This is a genomic window from Pseudomonas sp. KB_15, assembly GCF_052114525.1.
Taxonomy (GTDB): domain Bacteria; phylum Pseudomonadota; class Gammaproteobacteria; order Pseudomonadales; family Pseudomonadaceae; genus Aquipseudomonas.
On record NZ_JBFREX010000021.1, the window covers coordinates 32,793 to 49,743 of the forward strand.

Below are 16,951 nucleotides of genomic sequence, written 5' to 3' on the forward strand. Positions count from 1 at the left end.
TCTATGTCCACTATTTCACTTCTCGGTCTCGATCTCACCGTCGAACAAGACGGAACGGTCACCCCCCCTGCGGTTCACGGCCTCACGGTGAACACTTGGGCCGTCCACATCGCCGATAAAAAACTCCAGACCGACCTCGAACTCAAGGTCCAAGCCTCATCCACAAAAATCATCATGCGCGCCACGATGCGTGTCGTGAAAAATGGTGGTACCTGGCGTCTTGAGGATGGCGTTCCGGAGTCTGTCAGTCGCCTGACGATCGAGCAAAATGGCCAAGGAAGCGGCACCCTTTCTCTCTTCGTCGCCCCACTGCAACTCGCAGGAGATGCGGCGGCAAAGAATGCAGTTACCGTGAAGGGGGGCTGGATCGGGCAAAGCTTTGGCTCGGCGGCAACCCACATCCTGAAGCCCAGCGAACTACCCTTGGAGATAAGTCTGGAGAAGGGCCGAGCCGTGCCCAACCTCGGCGCGATGTGCATCCAGCTGGAAGAAAATTTCTGTGCCGCGCAGACAGGGATCGTCGCCAAGCGTCCGGACGGTATACCTGACTGGTTGTTCGAGCGCACGCATATCTCTCGCGCGCATACTCTCGATCTATCAGCCTCCATCGGAACATTGCAACTCGAGTTCGATTCGCAGCCGGCCAAGTTCGGGTTGCCGCTCAATGCGGATATCCACGACCGGGCAGACGCTGTGTCGGCCGAAAATCCAGTATGGGTTCCGATTCGGGCGGATAACTATCGGCTGATCATCGATCTGGAGCGCAACGGCAGCGGCACGATTTTGTCGGCCGCCACGTTGGCCGGATCTGGCGGAGCCGGTGGCCCGACGATGACACTGTTCGGGCTTTTGTCGGCGGACAACAAACCGATCCAAGTAGAACTGAGTCAGCCGCTGTACTTGTCGGCCAGGCTGCATCAAAACAAGCAGATCGGCTCATTGCTGCTCGCGGCGTCACTTCCCACCGACAAAGGTGTTCGCGTCAAGCTGGTGTGCGGAGCGGTTCACGGCTTACTCGCCAAGGCGCGCGTAGAGTCGAAAGGAGTCGCCCATCTCTGTTGTGAGCATGAAACGCAATCCCACGCGTTCCCCGGCGCAGTGTTTCCGCCTGTCGCATCGCGGATGCTGCGCGATGTCACGTTGCCGTGGATCGAGTTCGATACCTGTCTTGAGCACCCCAAGGCGGGCGATGCTTACACGGCGGGTTCTGAATCTGTAGACGTCTGGAAGTTCGCGGACGGCAAGATCGGCCTCGCTTTAATTGCGGACAATCTCGCTCGTCACGCGGTAACCACAACGAACGATGTCCGCCAACTGTACTACGCCCACCTGAATGCTCGCGCCGCCACATTGTCGCATCAGCTGGGTTCTGCCAGGCACGATACCTCACTGATTGAGCGTCCGGCAGGTGGCGCACAAAGGATGATGCTGACTCAGCTCTTCGCGCCAGGAATACATTCCGCGGGAACAGTCGCAGTCGCGTCCGTGAACATTCAGGCAGACGGTTTGCAGCCCGCTGCCTATGAGGTCATTCGCGACTACGGCTTGTTCAAGGTTGAGGTAAAAATTCCGGCGGGAAAAGCGCCCGACTACCTGATTCTCCGAAAATCAGGCACTGCCGACTTCACAATCCACCCACCAGCCAAATCCTTTGCACCAGACTCGCACCGATTCCCTGAGTTAAAAGTCGGAATGCCGGTGGCTCACGATGAGCCCGAAACCGATCTTCCGCTCGCCGTGCTGAAGCTCAGCGAACGCTATTCGCTTAAAGAGATTTTCGAGCGCGAAAGCCTCGGTCTCAAGCCAGTACACGATCTCGAGATCCAAGGGCGTTCAGCAGACTTTCTAAACGACGTGGTCGATCAACCTATCAAAGCCAAGGCCTGGCTCGGACTCATCCTCTTCAACCTGGATTTCGTTTTTTCCGACCACCCAATCATTCGGTCGTTGCTGCCCGCTCCCCCTCCTGGCAGCCCCCCAACTCTTCGTTTCCGCTATCTCGCCCTGACACCGTCGAAAACAGGGGATGGGGATGGCACCAGTCTTAACGGACGGGTCTGGTACCAGAACCAAGAGGATCCGAAACTACCTGTCCAGCGGGACGACGACGAAACGACCTACAGGTTCGACTTTGTCGACGCCTTGTGGCGCGACAGTCGGCTCGTACGCTTCGATGCCGGAGCAACGCTATCTTTCCAAAGTGTCTTCGGTATGCAGCACCCGAAACATCAGGGCCAGCCCAAAGAATGGAGCAGTGTCAAGCTGCGTGGGCGCCTGGAAGTGCCACCCAGGAACGAGGGGGAGCCCCGCATCCGTTTCAGCGGCGAGATCGATCAAGAGATCCCGCTTCTTCAGCCGCGCAATCCACCTGGCCTTATTGAGCAGATCTGGTTCAAGGGGGCCGAAGTCGTTTACGACCCGGCCAACGGCTCGCGGATAGATTTCGATGGAGACATCAAGCTTGGCAAGCTTGATCTTGATCCGAAGTTCAACGATTTCTTCAACGTCGGCTCGGGCGGCAATGGCCGGATCTCATTCGAGAAGCTCGGTATCGGCCTGCCCGAAACAATGAGCCTGAACCTCAGTTGGTTACAGATCAGCTACCCCGCCATCAAGCTCGACGTCAACGTTCCGCATTTTCAGTTGTTCAACCTGCCGCAGCTCGCCCTCAAGATCCGCAGCATCGGAGTCGATTGGGAGAATAAGTTTGGGTGGGGAAAGACATTGGTTTTGAAAGGTTGGAATGTCCCCGATCCAAAGCGCATCTTCCTCGTCGACATCCGCCTCACCGCCGCCGATCTGCCAGAACTGGCAGGCAAACTTTTCGACAAACTGAACCTCGACTTCTCGCTCGGCCTTGGACAGTTGCTGTCAGGGCCCAATTTCGGCTTTTCGCCCGACGCTTTGCAGATCGGACTCTCCGCCGCCGGCTTCGATAATTTCCATCTTGATCTCGCCCGCATTATCGAACTGCATATCACGAAGCTGGCACTCGAGAAGAAAACTTACAAGGACKGCACCGAAACGCCATGGATCATCATGGAAGGCGTCGAGCTGAAGATTCTGGATAAAACCATCATCTCGGATCTCACGCTTGCATTCTTCTCAGTGCCAAAGACCGGACGCCGTGGATTTGTCTGTTTCTTCGGCAACCCCCTGGATGGAACGGCGAAACCTCCGCCGCCGGGGAACAATTTCCTGGACTTCTCCTGGCTGCTCGTCGGTAACAATTTGACGCTGGATAAAGCGCTCGCGAAGGATCTGATCAGCATTGATACCGATACCAGCGAATGGAGTACTCCGGCCGAAACCAGAACCAGAATCGCGGAAGCGATACAAGACGAAAGGATCTTCCCGCTCGACATCAATCAGAATGCGGAGCCTTGGTTATTCGCCGCCGGTTTTTCGGTTCTGAAAGGTCTTCTGGACGGCAAATTCCTGTTCCAGGATCGGGCTTTCTACGGCCTGATGTTGCGCGGCACGCTGTTCGATCAATGGTTCGGCTACCCATTCGCGATTTCCTGCCTCTATTTGAAGCGCGAGCGACCCGAGGAAGACAGCTTCATCGTTTCCTTTACGGTGCCGGCGGTCCAGACGGGGTCGTTTCGCTTCATGGGCGGTGTGGTGTCGGTTGAGATCGCAGCGAATGGCAGCTTTGTACTCGACGTCGGTTTCCCGTGGATGACACCCAACGGAATACGTGCATGGAACCGGACCTTCGGCGCGATCTGCACGCCGTTTCAGGGTTCTGGCGGCCTCTACGTTCGATATCGCAAGACAACAGTCGTCCACACTACCGACAAGCACCTCATTTTCGCTGGCGGCTACGCGCTGCAGGCGGGTCTGGGAGCAAGCTTCGGCGGTGGGATTTTCGAAGTCTGGGTGAGAGCGGGGATTTACGTCGTCGCCGAAGGCGCCGTGGTGTTCAACCTTGACAACAAAGCTCTCGAAGGGCTCCGGCTCGTCGGTGCAGTCGGCATTCTTGTAGAAGGTCATGGATCTCTACGCTGGTGGATCATCTCGGCGCATGTCTCCGTGATTGCTCAGGCGGAAGCGCGTGCGACCATTCGCTGGGGAATAGATCCGGAAAACGTCAACCTCCCCAGAGTTGACGATGTCGCCTTACAGCTCGACTTCATGCTTTCCGCGCGCGCGTCAGCAAGTGCTTGTATCGGCTCAGGCTGGTTCAAGGTTTGTCGCGGCATCAGCACTTCAATCTCGATGCCGTTCAGGCATCGCCTCGTTCTGAGGTAAAAAATGAGCCGCCCTCTTCTTCTGATCGCCTCAGACCTCTTCTTTGCCGACTGGGGGAGCCCTGTCCGCGGCGGGTTGTGGCTCTCTTTCCGGCCGCATGTGATCATTGGCGACGTCAACCATCCAGAAGCCTTCGAAGAACACTTCAAGGACTGGATCGTCGCCGGCCATACCGGCAATGGCGTCGACTACAAGATGGTCTCGGAAGTCGTGGTGCCCTACCATCCAGCACGCTTCCAGCCGGTTACGTTTCCCAGCGATGTGGACATAAAGGTTGCCATTCAATACGACGGCGGTGCGTGGTCGGAAATCGACATTGTTCAGCGATCGCAACGCCTGAGCGTCGTCGATCCCGACGAGCTTTGGCAACTGAATAAACCTGGTGTCGACGGCGAAGGCGAGAACAACATCACGTCCGCCCCCCCTCGGCCTCCGGAACAGGGGAAGCCGTTTGCCTATGGTTACATCGAGAGTCTCAAGGATGCTTTGAGCGAGAATGCGCCGCTTGCGACCCTCGCCGACGAGATGATGCGCGCTCAGACACTCGGACGGACATTTCTCGCGACCGACGCGATGATCTCGGGAGTGTCGACAGACACAGCCATCATTCCGATTACTGCACCGAGTGAAGGATTAACGGCTGCGAGCCTTCATAGCCTGCTTGGCCATACATTACGCCTGGGGTCACGATCCGACCTCGCGAAACTGAAAACCGTCACCGACCTCAAGATCACGCTCGAAAGCGCTGGTGTGGCATTGAAGGAGTTCCGTTTTTCGGCCCTCGTTACACCAGGACAGGACAGCATCGCAAGCTTCTTCGCCACTCTCGATACACAGTATCCCGGCAAGGTGGAGCTGAACTGGATGCCGGATCTTGCCAACCGCATCTACGTAAACGACGGGCTGATGACATTTCCCTATCGCGCCGCCGGTGAATGTTTCGTGCGCCGCCGCGAAGCCGCGCCCGGGATGCCCGAGAATGACCTCTCTCTGGCTGATGTCCGGCGCTTGAGGGTCGATGTCCGTTTGCCGGACGAGTTGAGCGCTAGCACACCATCAACTGCATCCGGGCTCTCGGTGATTCCGCCTCTGTTGGAGTTTCAGCCATTTGTTGCACTGCAATGTCGGCTACGCCTCTATCGCGGTTTCCCCAAGAAAGCTGGCCCGAATGGTTTCGTGCTCATGCGCCTGGTACCACATGCCGAGGATCGTGCCGATTTCCTCGCGGAGCTGGATCGCGTCACAAAAGGCCTGAGTTGGGCCGCGCAACAGGCGAGGCTACACCAGCTCTTCACCAATGAGGTTCGCTGGGAGGACGAGAACGACGTCCCCTTGGGCGCAAAGCCCGAGTTTGTCTTCTGGGGGTGGCTGCTTTGGGATGGTGTCGACGGCGATGCATTGCCGACACTTCTGTTCTTTGTAAGGCCGAAAGCAGACTCCGACTTGAACGGCAACGGGGTCACGCTACTTATCGGCAGATCCATACGACTGACCGCACAGCAGCGCTCTGCTGATCCGCCCTATTGGGAAACTCGATATCCGGTACCGCCCGGAGGCCTCGATAACACGGAAGAATTTCATCGTCTCCAGCTTGTCACGCTCGTGCCAGAAGACGAACGAAAGTACCTGATTCCGTCGATCGGATTGGCGGGGGACATCACTTTCCATTTCGCACAATCGTCAAGCCGTGTCGAGGCCGTGGCAAAGGTCACTTATCCACTCATCCACGACAATCACGATGCGATAGAAGCGGTCACGCCGTCCGAGGAGTTCCAGGACGATCTTGTGAGTTTCGTCAATTTGCGGCTTACCGGCCGTGCTTCAAGCGAACCGATTGAGGATCTGACCGGCCGAGGGAACCTCTATCCCGTCTACCAAGAGAACATTGCGGACGCGGAGTGCCGATTGCACACCTATCATTTTTCGACAGCGGCCAGAGCGATGGCCACAGATGGAAAGAAGTTGGATCTCCATTCGATTCCAGACCATTTCAAGGCGCTCTATGACCGTGCATCGTCTCTGCCCACGGCCTACACCTTGTCGCCGCGTCTTGCCCACGTACTCGGGCCCGAGCTAGTCGGACACAACGACATCTCCGGCGCAGCGAACGTCATGCTTCCAGACCTTGACGTCGCGCGCCCGCTCGACTTCCCCATCAACTTGGCGACGACTGTCCGCACCAAGGTTCAAAGCGGCGCAAGTCAGGAAGCGCTCAAGTTCCTGACTGTAAAATTCTCGAGTCCGGCAGCCGAGCCATACACGGAGGACGAGATCGCCACGCTGATTTTCAGACAACGCTTTTTGAAAGCAGATAACGTTGGCGCGAACACTGATCGGCAGGCACTTTTTGTCGAGGCCTGGAATGCGGTGGCGGAGCTTTGCGCGGCGGACAAAATTCTTCTCGCCCCTCACCTCGTCCGCTACGATTTCCGTTTCGGTCTTGGCCCGGAGGGCAAGTTCAGGTTGGGAGACACCCTCCAGCCGGTGGCGCCTGGCCAATTCGTTCATGACATCAAGACAGCGGTGCAGAGCAAACTCTCCAGGCTCTACAGCATTCGCAACGACGCCATCCCGGAAGATGATCTGGAAGTCCAGGTAGTACTTAGTCGTAGCGGTGACGCGAACCGCATCTACCGGCTTTCAAACGCGGTCGAGTTCCGGCTCAAAATCGAGCGGCCGGCGGAAAAGATTCCCGCCGGGGGGCCGTCTTCCTGGACGCTGGTGCGTCTTGTGACAACGAAAGATGACGGTAAACCGTTGCCGTTGGACGACACTTACGATCATGAAGGCCGATTGGTGCGCAACATCGATACAACGGACCCGGATGATTCGCGGATCAAAGCAGGGTTCGCAGCCTGGCTTGGCGATCTCAAGAATCGATCGGATGGCATCGACGCAGACAGCTCAGAAACGGCCGAAACACGGGTTTTTCGCAGTCTCATCGGCGGAGGCGCGGCGAGTAACGCTGATACCAGGCTCTTGCCTCAAGATGTTGTAGACGTTGACGACTGGATCGTGCCCGAGGGGCCGGTCGACCCGGCACCAGGCAAAGCGGAAATCACGCTGATGCCGATCGGATTCCGGCCACTCCAGTTTCATCCCCTCTTTGGCGCGAAAACCGACACGATGTACCGTCGTTACCTGCAGTGGATTGGATGCCTGATCAACTGCAGCAACATAGAGCTCGCGGGGGCCAACACGGCGTCAGACTGGTCGCAATACTTCAAGGCGCTTTATGACTACGGCCAGGATGCTCACGGCTATTCAGCACTTATGGATAATCTCGCCGTGCTGGCGTGGCCGATGCACGATCCGGCTTCCGCTGACCTCCAGGGCAAGCCGATTTTTCCAACAGCCATTATCGATCTTGCACGAGCAACGGCGACCGGCGGTGTTGTCCGGGCCCAGTTGGTCGCGCGTATCTCAATGGACTTCAAACGCGATCCAAGCGTATTTTTCGACTCCAAAGCCTATCTCTACTCCTGCCTCGCGGGTGATGAAGCGGCTAACAAAATACTGCCCGCAAGTTTCTTTCGAATGTCGGCTTCCAGGCAGATCGCGAAAGAGGATGGTCCTACGGCAGCCGTCGAGGATCAGGTCACACTTTCTGTGTCAGAAAGTTTTTCCCCAACCGTCGAGCAGTTCGGCTTCCTCGAACCCTTGTCCGATCGCCGCTATGACGAAGAATTCACAGTGGCCTTGCCGGTGCTTCAAACCTTCGAAGCCATCATCGATAAGTCGCTCGGCCAATTTGATAAAGACTCACCGACCGTTGCGATTCCCATCGCGCAATGCACGATTCCGAATGGGGTAATGGGAACGGCCACTAAGCCATCCATTTTCCTGGCGTCGCGAAAGCGAGTCGAGATGCCTCAACTGCTGGCGACGTTCCCGATCAAAATTGAAGAAGTGTCGCGTTGGACCAACCTCGACAGGACGAAGGTATTCGGTCTCACGGCGCTCAAACGCGGCCGCCTCGAGGGTAAAGACAAGGATGAGAACAACTCGTATCGTTGGATCGGATCCTCATCCCCAGTCACCCTGAGCAAACGACTCGACGATCCGATGGTCGCCCTCATCATGACGATCGAAGGCGACGAAGAGACGCTTATGGAAAGCCTGAACAGCGATTCCCTGCGAATCAATGTCGGCTCCGCAACGCTGGATCAACCTGAAAACTCATACCTCGCCCAGAAGACCGAAAGCGATTTCGCCAAACGGCTATCGGACACAGTCGATTTCAACGGTGCCAAGGAGGATTTCGATCTCGCAATATCCCCTGGCATCTTCAAACAGATGAGTGAAAATGCGCTGCCTGCACCAGTGCCGTCGCTACAGGAAAGCGACAAGTGGCTCGCCCTCAATTTCAAAACTTCATCGGCCGGCAATGCAATTGACATTGAGGTCGTCCGCAACGAGTGGCCGCACAAGGATGGAGGGGTGACCGCCCATCTACTGCGCAATGACACAGACGCGGCCGCACGTGTTTTCATCCTGGTCGTTCTTGCGGAGCTGCCGGTGTGGGAGAGTTACCAGGTCGAAGCCCTGCAAACCCGTAACTCGATGACTCCAGGCAGAGCTGCACCGGGGCGCATTTTTGCGCCGGACTTCGGGATGAGCAGCGAACGGCTTTCGAACACGGATCCACTGTCAATCGAAGCGGTGGTCGATGTCTATCAGAACGAACCCATCAAGTTGGCAGCAAGCTCGCTTACCATCGAGCAACTAGTCTCAGAGCTTCTGCTTACGACACACGACTTCACAAACAACAATGGCCTCAACGGCCTACACGCAATACTCACGGATGGAAGCCAGTGGCGATCACACGATCTCAGCATCACGATATCGCAAGAACAGCGCGTCGAGACACCACAAGCCTACTTCAGGAGCGATGGAAGCGAGGCTTCATCAGTTGATGTGGCGCTACCCGCGAATCGCCCATTGTTTCCATTCAGGAACGTCAACATCGACAAAGACGGGCCGGTCAATCAATTGCGCGGCTGGTGGGTGCCGGGGGTCGTCGACTATCAAGTCGAGTTTCACTGGTCCTCAACAACCAATCTTCGTTTCTTTAGCATCAAAGGAGTAAGGTGCCGAATTGAACCGTAACTGCGCCGCTCGCACTGAATTTCCTGCGCGCGCCGAATCCCCCTGCATGTTTTAGGGAGCCAATCTGAACTGGTCAAGTAATCCACAGCCAATAGCGGTCATTCATGAACGGCCGCTTTCGGGCGTTCGTCCGGAGACTGTTTCAGACCCAAAGCCCCGCGGTCCCCAGTTCGGTCACTGGGACTGCAGAGCGAAATCATTCCAGTGCTGATCATCGAACATCCAAAGCTCTATAGGCGTGAACCCAAAGTTACTTACCCTCCTCGCTACAGTTCGGTGAACTGTGAGTTGCGCAGAACATATCTTATCCGAGGTGCTATTCAGTGCGTCGGCCACCTGTTCTTTGAGTGCCTGATCGATTTACAGCATAACGTTCGGACTTGGGGCGAACCTCGAGTGGAATTTCCTACGCGCCCCCCTTTTTCAGCCGTTCCAGAAACTACGCGCGACCTAAGGCTCCACCGAGAGCCAGTCGTTTTGTAGGGGTGAAAACGCCTTAAAAATAAAAAGGGGTCGCGAGATAAAATCTCGCAACCCCTTGRATTATGTGGTCGGGACGGAGTGATTCGAACACTCGCCCCCTAGCACCCCATGCTAGTCACAACCGACCGACATCAGCAGGGATTAGTAGGAAGCTGTGCCTCAATTGGTAGCCGTCCCACTGTCTTGTACTTCCTGTATGCCACACACATATCGTGACCAGTGATCCATTAATATTTGCCGCTTGCCGAAAAGGTCTCCACGGCGATAAGCCGCCTCAACCGCACTGTCTACTGCATGTGCCAGTGCCTGCTCGCAGACCTCTCGAGGATAGTGGGTGACCTCACTCGCCCAATCCCTAAAAGTCGAGCGAAATCCGTGAGTCGTGAGATCGTTGCGCTTCATTCGACGCAACACCATCAGCATCGCCATATTGCTCAGCGGTCTCCCCTTTCGAGCACCCGGAAACAGATGATTGTTCCCCTTTACCCTTGGAAGAGCGATCAGTAGATCCAACGCCGCTTGTGACAAAGGAACCCGGTGCTCTTTCCCTGCTTTCATTCGCGACGCCGGAATGGTCCATATCCCTGCCACGAGATCAATCTCCGCCCAGGTAGCGTCAAGCACTTCACTGGTTCGGCGGGCTGTCAGGATGGTGAAGCGCAGGGCTTTGGAAATCAGATCTTGTGCTTTCTCAAGAGTTGCCACAAACGCTGGAAGCTCGATCCATGGAATGGCTGAATGATGTTTTACAGCGCGCACCTTAGGCGAGGGGGCAAAAGTTTGTCCAAGTGCCCCCGCCATCGAGCGGGGTTTTCACCATCGCGCAGCCCTTTGGCCTTTGCTGCATCAAGGACCAATTCGATTCGGTTTCGCAACCGGCTGGCGGTTTCAGGTTTTACTGTCCAAATCGGCTTAAGGATTGTCAGCACATGCTCAATGCCTACCTCCTGCGTAGGAAGCTCACCTATGACCTTGAACGCATAGGTAGCCAGCGTGTTCTCCCACTGCTGTGCATGCTTGGCATTTTTCCAGCCCGCCCTGTGGGCAGCAATATAGTCGAGAGCAACGTCTTTGAAGGGGGTTGCCTTGGCCTTGGCTGTGGCCTGAGCTAAACTCTCGGCTTCTTTTTCCAGCCGTTGCCGTTCCAACTCCTCATCCCGATGGGTGAGCGGATCGACGCCTGACTTGCTCAGCTTTCTGGCCTCTGCTGCTTTCTCACGAGCTTTCGCGAGACTTACTTCGGGGCTCCCGCCCAGGCCCATGTCTCGGCTCTTGCCAGCAATCTTGTAGCGAAAGATCCAACTGGCGCCACCGGAGCGGCCGACTTTCAAGTAGAGGCCGTCGCCATCATTGGTCATTCCAGCCAACCCGGCCTGATTATTTTCTCCACGGTTTTTGTCGTCAGTGATGCCATCTGTCACCTCCGATTTAAAGGATGATGACTGAATCTAGATGAGTCTCAGCCCATACTCCAGCCCATACCTTGGCCCCTGGCTTTCCGTGGTTGTAGGCGGAACACAAAAGACAAAACTCGTCATAACTGACTGTTTTTGCGATTGTTTTACGCTCCCAATAGAACCTTAATGGACGTCAATGAACATCAAAACAAAAGACATCGCCTCCGCCATCTTTATACGACAAAGCCCTGATTATTCAGGGCTTTGTCGTTTCTGGCTTTTGGACAAACCTGCCAGCCCATGCCTTGGCTCTTGGCTTTCCGTAGCTATACGTGGAACGATTAGCAGATTTCATTGAGTGCTTGCACGGGTCGATTCCGGCCCGTCGTGACCGGCAGAAATCGGCCAAAGCAGACGGTCAACCTGCCAAATTCAGTCGGTCGGTTTTGCGAACACCTTCAAACCACCCGATTTAGAAACCCAAAACCACCCAGCTTTCGTGGACTGAGTGGTCTTGGGGCTGTCTTGCGACAACTCGTTCAGGGCTGTGTTTCTAGCTCACGGGCACAACCCTTGTGCAATTCGGCCGCCAGTTTCTCTTCGTCCAGCGCCCCTTCCCACTTGGCAATGAACAGCGTGGCGACACCATTGCCGATGACGTTGATCAACGCCCCGCCCTCGGAAATGAACCGGTAGACCCCAAGTACTAACACCAGTCCCGCCGCCGGAATCACATCCAGGCTGCCGAGGGTGGCCGCGAGGGTAATGAATGCACCGCCGGTGACACTGGCCGCGCCTTTGGAGGTCAGCAGCAGAATCAACAACAACGTGACCTGGTGCCACAGGTCGAGGGGGATATCCAGCGCCTGGGCGATGAAGATCGCCAGCACCGTCATGTTGATACAGCTGCCATCGAGGTTGAAACAGTAACCCGAAGGTACCACCAGCCCCACCACCGATTTCTCGCATCCCAGGCGTTCAAGCTTGCCCATCAACCGAGGCAATGCCGACTCCGAAGATGAGGTACCAAGTACCAGAAACAGCTCATCACGGATGTACTTGAGAAACTGCCACAGACTGAAACCGGCCAGGCGCGCAACCAGGTTGAGAATCACGAACACAAAAAACAGCGCCGTCACGTAGTAGCAGATCAGCAAGTTGCCATACGCCCCCAGGGAACCGACGCCGTACTTGCCGATGGTAAAGGCCATGCCGCCGAAGGCCCCCAGCGGCGAGACATACATCACGATCTTGACCATACGGAAGAACGCCTGGGCCACCAAGTCGATCAGGTTCAACAGCGGCTTGCCGGCGGCACCGAGCATCTGCAAGGCAAAGGCAAACAGGATGGAAATGAACAGCACCTGGAGAATATCGCCTTCGGCAAAGGCGCCAAACACGGTACTGGGCACGATATGGGTGAGAAAACCCACCACACTCTGTTCATGGGCCAGCTTGCTGTAACTGTCGATGGCATGGCCGTCGAGGGTCGCCGGGTTGATGTGCATCCCCGTACCCGGCTGCATCAGGTTGACCCCGACCAACCCGATCACCAGCGCCAGAGTGGTCAGCACTTCAAAGTACAGCAGCGACTTGAAGCCGACCCGGCCGATGCGTTTGAGACTTTGCATGCTGGCGATACCACTGACCACGGTGCAGAAGATGATCGGTGCAATCAGCATCTTGATCAGCTTGATGAACGTGTCGCCCAAAGGCTTCATTTCTTCGCCGAGGCTGGGGTAGAAATGGCCAAAGATGATGCCCAGCACGATCGCCAGCAGCACCTGCACATACAGGTGGCGGACCACTCGGCGCAGACGCGAATGGCTCGGTGGTTTTTCGGCAATCGAGGGTGTAATTGTTGTTGTCATGATGGCTTCCTCGCAGGCGTGATGCGTTTCCCCAGGCAGCCGATCGCCCTATCGCTGCGCGACCGATCGCCAGGGAAAGATTGTTTCGGGTGATGGTTACTTCTGGACGTACCCGGAAATCTCGATCAGGTTGAGATAGGGCTCACGCCGGTACACCGAGCGAGTGGCCCCGGGGACAACGCTGCAATGAACAACGAGACAAGCTGGCGGACCGGTGTGATTGTTATTGTTTTCATGAGTGGACCTTCTTGTTGGGTGGTGAAACATTTACGACACGAGGTTGATCAGGTTCCCCGAGTGGTAGCCCTTCAGGTTTCCAAGGATGCCGTCGGCCAGCCGTTGCAGGCTGCTCTGGCTGGCCCAGGCCACGTGGGGAGTAACGATCAGGTTGGCATGGCGGCTATTGAGCAAAAGGTGGTCGGCCGGAGGTGGCTCCTGGCAAAGCACATCGAGGGCCGCGCCACCGAGGCGGCCGCTGTCCAGCGCATCGAGCACCGCCGCTTCCTCCACCAACGGTCCGCGAGCGGTATTGATCAGCAACGCGCCGGGTTTCATCTGCGCCAGTTCAGGAGCCCCGATCAGGTGTCGGGTGTGCGCTGTCAATGGACAGTGCAGAGAAATCACGTCGCTTTGCGCCAACACCGTTTCAAAAGCCTGATAACCCTTGCGCACCGGGATCACGTCACGGTGTTCGGCAAACAGCAACTGCATACCCAGGGCGCTCGCCAGACGCGCCGTGGCCAGGCCGATACCACCTCGGCCGATGATGCCCAACACGCTGCCCTGAACATCCCGGATCGGCGCGCGATGGACGCAAAAATGTCGCGAACCTGGCCAGTCCCGCAGCGCAGCGGCCTGGTAGACGAACAGCTGTCGACGCAGGGCGAAGATTGACGCAATCACCGACTCGGCGACGCTTTGCGCCGAGTAGGCCGGGACGTTACACACCGTCACGGCAAAATCGCGGCAGGCCGCCAGGTCGATGCAGTCATAACCGGTGGCCGCGACGCAAATGAATCGCAGGTTCGGCAGTTGCTCAAGTTCAGCCCGGCCGATGCGCACCTTGTTGGTGATCACGGCATCGGCATTCCGGGCGGCGTCCACCACTTGGTCCGGCGTCGTGTCGGGGCGGTCCTGCCAGTCCGTAACCCAGGCCGGCCGGGCAATGCTAACGGGCAGGCTGTCGCTGTCGAGAAACACCACTTTCATGCTGCACGCTCCGGCTGGACGGGTTCGGAAATTTCGATCAGGTTCAGGTCCGGATCACGCACATACACGGAACGGATCGGCCCGGTGGCACCGGTGCGCAACACCGGGCCTTCGATGATTGGCCAGTCGACACGGGCCAGGTGGGCAATCACCTGGTCCAGGGGGATCGAGGCGATAAGACACAGGTCCAACGCTCCCGGCACCGGCAAGTGCGCCTTGGGCTCGAACTCGCGGCCACGTACGTGCAGGTTGATTTTCTGCTGACCGAAAGCGAACGCCTTGCGCCCACCGGCGAAGGTATGCACCTGCATACCCATGACTCGCACGTAAAAGTCCTCGGCAGCCACAGGGTCGATGGTGGTCAGCACCAAATGGTCGAGATGGTCGATCATGGGCGCAGCTCCTGGGTTCGGACCGACGGCACCTGTTTTTCCAGGCTGGCGACGTGGGCGGGTATCGGGTGCAAGTCCAGGCGTTTGCCGGCCTTGAGGATCTGGCTGGGAATGTCGTGGCCGACCAAACCCGGCAACTGCGCGGCAACTGCCAGCACCCGGTCCAGATCAACCCCGGTGTTGAAGCCCATCAACTGCAGCATGTGCAACAGGTCTTCGGTGCACACATTGCCGCTGGCCCCCGGCGCATAAGGGCAACCGCCCAGGCCACCAAGGGACGAATCGAAACGATCGACCCCGGCCTCGATGGCCGCCAGCGCATTGGCCAGGCCCATGCCACGGGTATTGTGGAAATGCAGGGTCAGTTGCAGCGCCGGAAAACGCTCACGGACTGCCCGGGACAGCACCTCGACCTGACTCGGGTACGCCATGCCAGTGGTGTCACACAAGGTCACGCCGCGAGCACCCAGGTCGGCGAAGCGCTCGACCCAGTGCAACACCTCCCCCACCGGCACATCGCCCTGCATCGGGCAGCCGAACACCGTCGACAACGACACATTGATCGCCACCGGCCCCTGACCGATGACGCTGACCACTTCGCTGAGCTGGGCAAACGACTGCTCGCGGCTCATGCGCAGATTGGAACGGTTGTGCGGTTCACTGACCGACATCACCAGGTTGGCTTCATCGATGTTGCACGCCAGAGCCCGCTCGGCACCACGCACGTTAGGCACCAACACGGTGTATTCCACCGCCGGGTTGCGGCGGATGCCTTGCATCACCGCTTCAGCATCGCGCAGCGCGGTAATGGCCTTGGGTGAGGTAAACGAGGTGACCTCGATCTTGGCGAAACCACACTGACTGAGGGCGTCGATCATGGCGATCTTGTCGACGGTTTCGATAAACCGCGCTTCATTCTGGAAGCCGTCACGGGTCGCGACTTCCTGCAAAAAAAGACGTTGCATGTTCATTCTCCGGTTCAAATGATGCCGCGTTGGCGCCAGTCGGCTTGCTGCGCAGCGTCGATGCCAAGCTCACCAAGAATCTCGGCGGTATGTTGGCCCAGGGTCGGTGCCGAGCGAGTCACGCTGCCAGGCGTGGTACCCAGCTTGGGGACGATGCCGGGCAAGGTCACCGGCGTGCCGTCGTCCAGCTGGCTATCGAGCAGCATGTCGCGCGCCCGGTAATGTGGGTCCTGGGCAATGTCGGCAGCGTTGTAAATCCGGCCGGCCGGGATGCGCGCTTCAGTCAAGATCGACAAGACTTCGTCGAGGCTGAGCCGCGCGGTCCATTCGGAGATGGCGGCATCGATGCGCTCGACCTGCAGCACTCGGCCGTGGTTCTGCGCGAGCTCGGGATCGGCCCCCAGATCACGGCGACCAATCACTTCCATCAGGCGCTGATAGATGCTGTCGCCATTGCCGGCGATCAAGGCAAAACCACCGTCACGGCAGCGATAGGCATTCGTCGGGGCGATACCCGGCAAACTGCTGCCGGCGGGCTCCCGAACGACGTTGAACACCGAGTATTCGGGCAACAGGCTTTCCATCATGTTGAACACCGACTCGTACAGCGCCACGTCGATCTGCTGGCCGTCACCACCGTTCTGCTCGCGATGACGCAAGGCAAGCAAAATCCCGATCACCCCGTGCAAGGCCGACAGCGAGTCGCCAATGGAAACGCCCACCCTGACCGGCGTGCGCCCAGGCTCACCGGAAAGATGCCGCAACCCGCCCATCGCTTCACCGATCACGCCAAATCCGGGGCGGTCACGGTAAGGCCCGGTCTGGCCGTAACCGGAGACCCGCAGCATGATGAGTTTCGGATTCAGGGCGTGCAGTGTTTCCCAGCCCAGCCCCCAGCTTTCCAGGGTGCCTGGGCGGAAATTCTCGATCAGCACATCCGCATCGGCCAGCAACTGGCGCACAACCTGTTGGGCTTCACGCTGGCGCAAGTCGAGGGTCAGCGAACGTTTGTTACGAGACTGCGCGGCCCACCAGACGGAAGTACCGTCATGCAGCAGGCGCCATTTGCGCAATGGGTCACCGGTGACCGGAGGTTCGATCTTGATCACGTCGGCGCCAAATTCACCGAGCATTTTCGCCGCAAATGGCCCGGCAATCAGTTGACCGAGCTCCACGACCTTGACACCTTGCAGAGGTAACCTCATGACGTTTCCCGTTCTTGTTGAGTACTTGTGGCATGGATAATCGACACAAACCAGGCAGATGAAAAT

9 protein-coding genes and 1 tRNA gene are annotated in these 16,951 nt (G+C 57.5%); 2 read left to right on the forward strand and 8 right to left on the reverse strand.

The features are described from left to right. Positions 1-3 precede the first annotated feature (3 nt). Positions 4-4,254, forward strand: coding sequence for a hypothetical protein (locus tag AB4Z35_RS17980; RefSeq protein WP_442098429.1), 4,251 nt, complete (start codon positions 4-6; stop codon positions 4,252-4,254). A gap of 3 nt (positions 4,255-4,257) precedes the next feature. Further along, positions 4,258-9,363: a hypothetical protein gene (locus AB4Z35_RS17985; protein ID WP_442098430.1), complete on the forward strand. Its 5,106-nt coding sequence runs from the start codon at positions 4,258-4,260 to the stop codon at positions 9,361-9,363. 548 nt (positions 9,364-9,911) lie between these two features. On the opposite strand, the gene AB4Z35_RS17990 is transcribed toward AB4Z35_RS17985, so the two are convergent. The 8 genes from AB4Z35_RS17990 to AB4Z35_RS18025 form a co-directional block, all read right to left on the reverse strand. Beyond that, a tRNA-Pro gene (locus AB4Z35_RS17990) sits at positions 9,912-10,024 on the reverse strand. After that, entirely contained in the window at positions 10,006-10,551 is a 546-nt protein-coding gene (locus AB4Z35_RS17995) for a tyrosine-type recombinase/integrase (protein WP_442098432.1), read from the reverse strand. Before AB4Z35_RS17995 ends, AB4Z35_RS17990 begins: the two co-directional genes overlap by 19 nt. A gap of 41 nt (positions 10,552-10,592) precedes the next feature. After that, entirely contained in the window at positions 10,593-11,267 is a 675-nt protein-coding gene (locus AB4Z35_RS18000) for a tyrosine-type recombinase/integrase (RefSeq protein WP_442098433.1), read from the reverse strand. Positions 11,268-11,782: 515 nt separating this feature from the next. Next, positions 11,783-13,114 (reverse strand): dicarboxylate/amino acid:cation symporter, encoded by a 1,332-nt coding sequence (locus AB4Z35_RS18005; protein WP_442098434.1) that lies wholly within the window; start codon positions 13,112-13,114, stop codon positions 11,783-11,785. 267 nt (positions 13,115-13,381) lie between these two features. Continuing rightward, the gene (locus AB4Z35_RS18010) at positions 13,382-14,323 is read right to left on the reverse strand and encodes a D-2-hydroxyacid dehydrogenase (protein WP_442098435.1); all 942 of its coding nucleotides are present in this window, start codon (positions 14,321-14,323) and stop codon (positions 13,382-13,384) included. Then, the gene (locus AB4Z35_RS18015) at positions 14,320-14,715 is read right to left on the reverse strand and encodes a VOC family protein (RefSeq protein WP_442098436.1); all 396 of its coding nucleotides are present in this window, start codon (positions 14,713-14,715) and stop codon (positions 14,320-14,322) included. Before AB4Z35_RS18015 ends, AB4Z35_RS18010 begins: the two co-directional genes overlap by 4 nt. Further along, complete coding sequence (locus AB4Z35_RS18020; protein ID WP_442098437.1) at positions 14,712-15,680, reverse strand: hydroxymethylglutaryl-CoA lyase; 969 nt, start codon at positions 15,678-15,680, stop codon at positions 14,712-14,714. The genes AB4Z35_RS18015 and AB4Z35_RS18020 overlap by 4 nt, the downstream gene beginning before the upstream one ends. Positions 15,681-15,694: 14 nt before the next feature. Then, positions 15,695-16,885, reverse strand: a complete 1,191-nt coding sequence (locus AB4Z35_RS18025) for a CaiB/BaiF CoA transferase family protein (protein WP_442098439.1) — start codon at positions 16,883-16,885, stop codon at positions 15,695-15,697. Positions 16,886-16,951 lie beyond the last annotated feature (66 nt).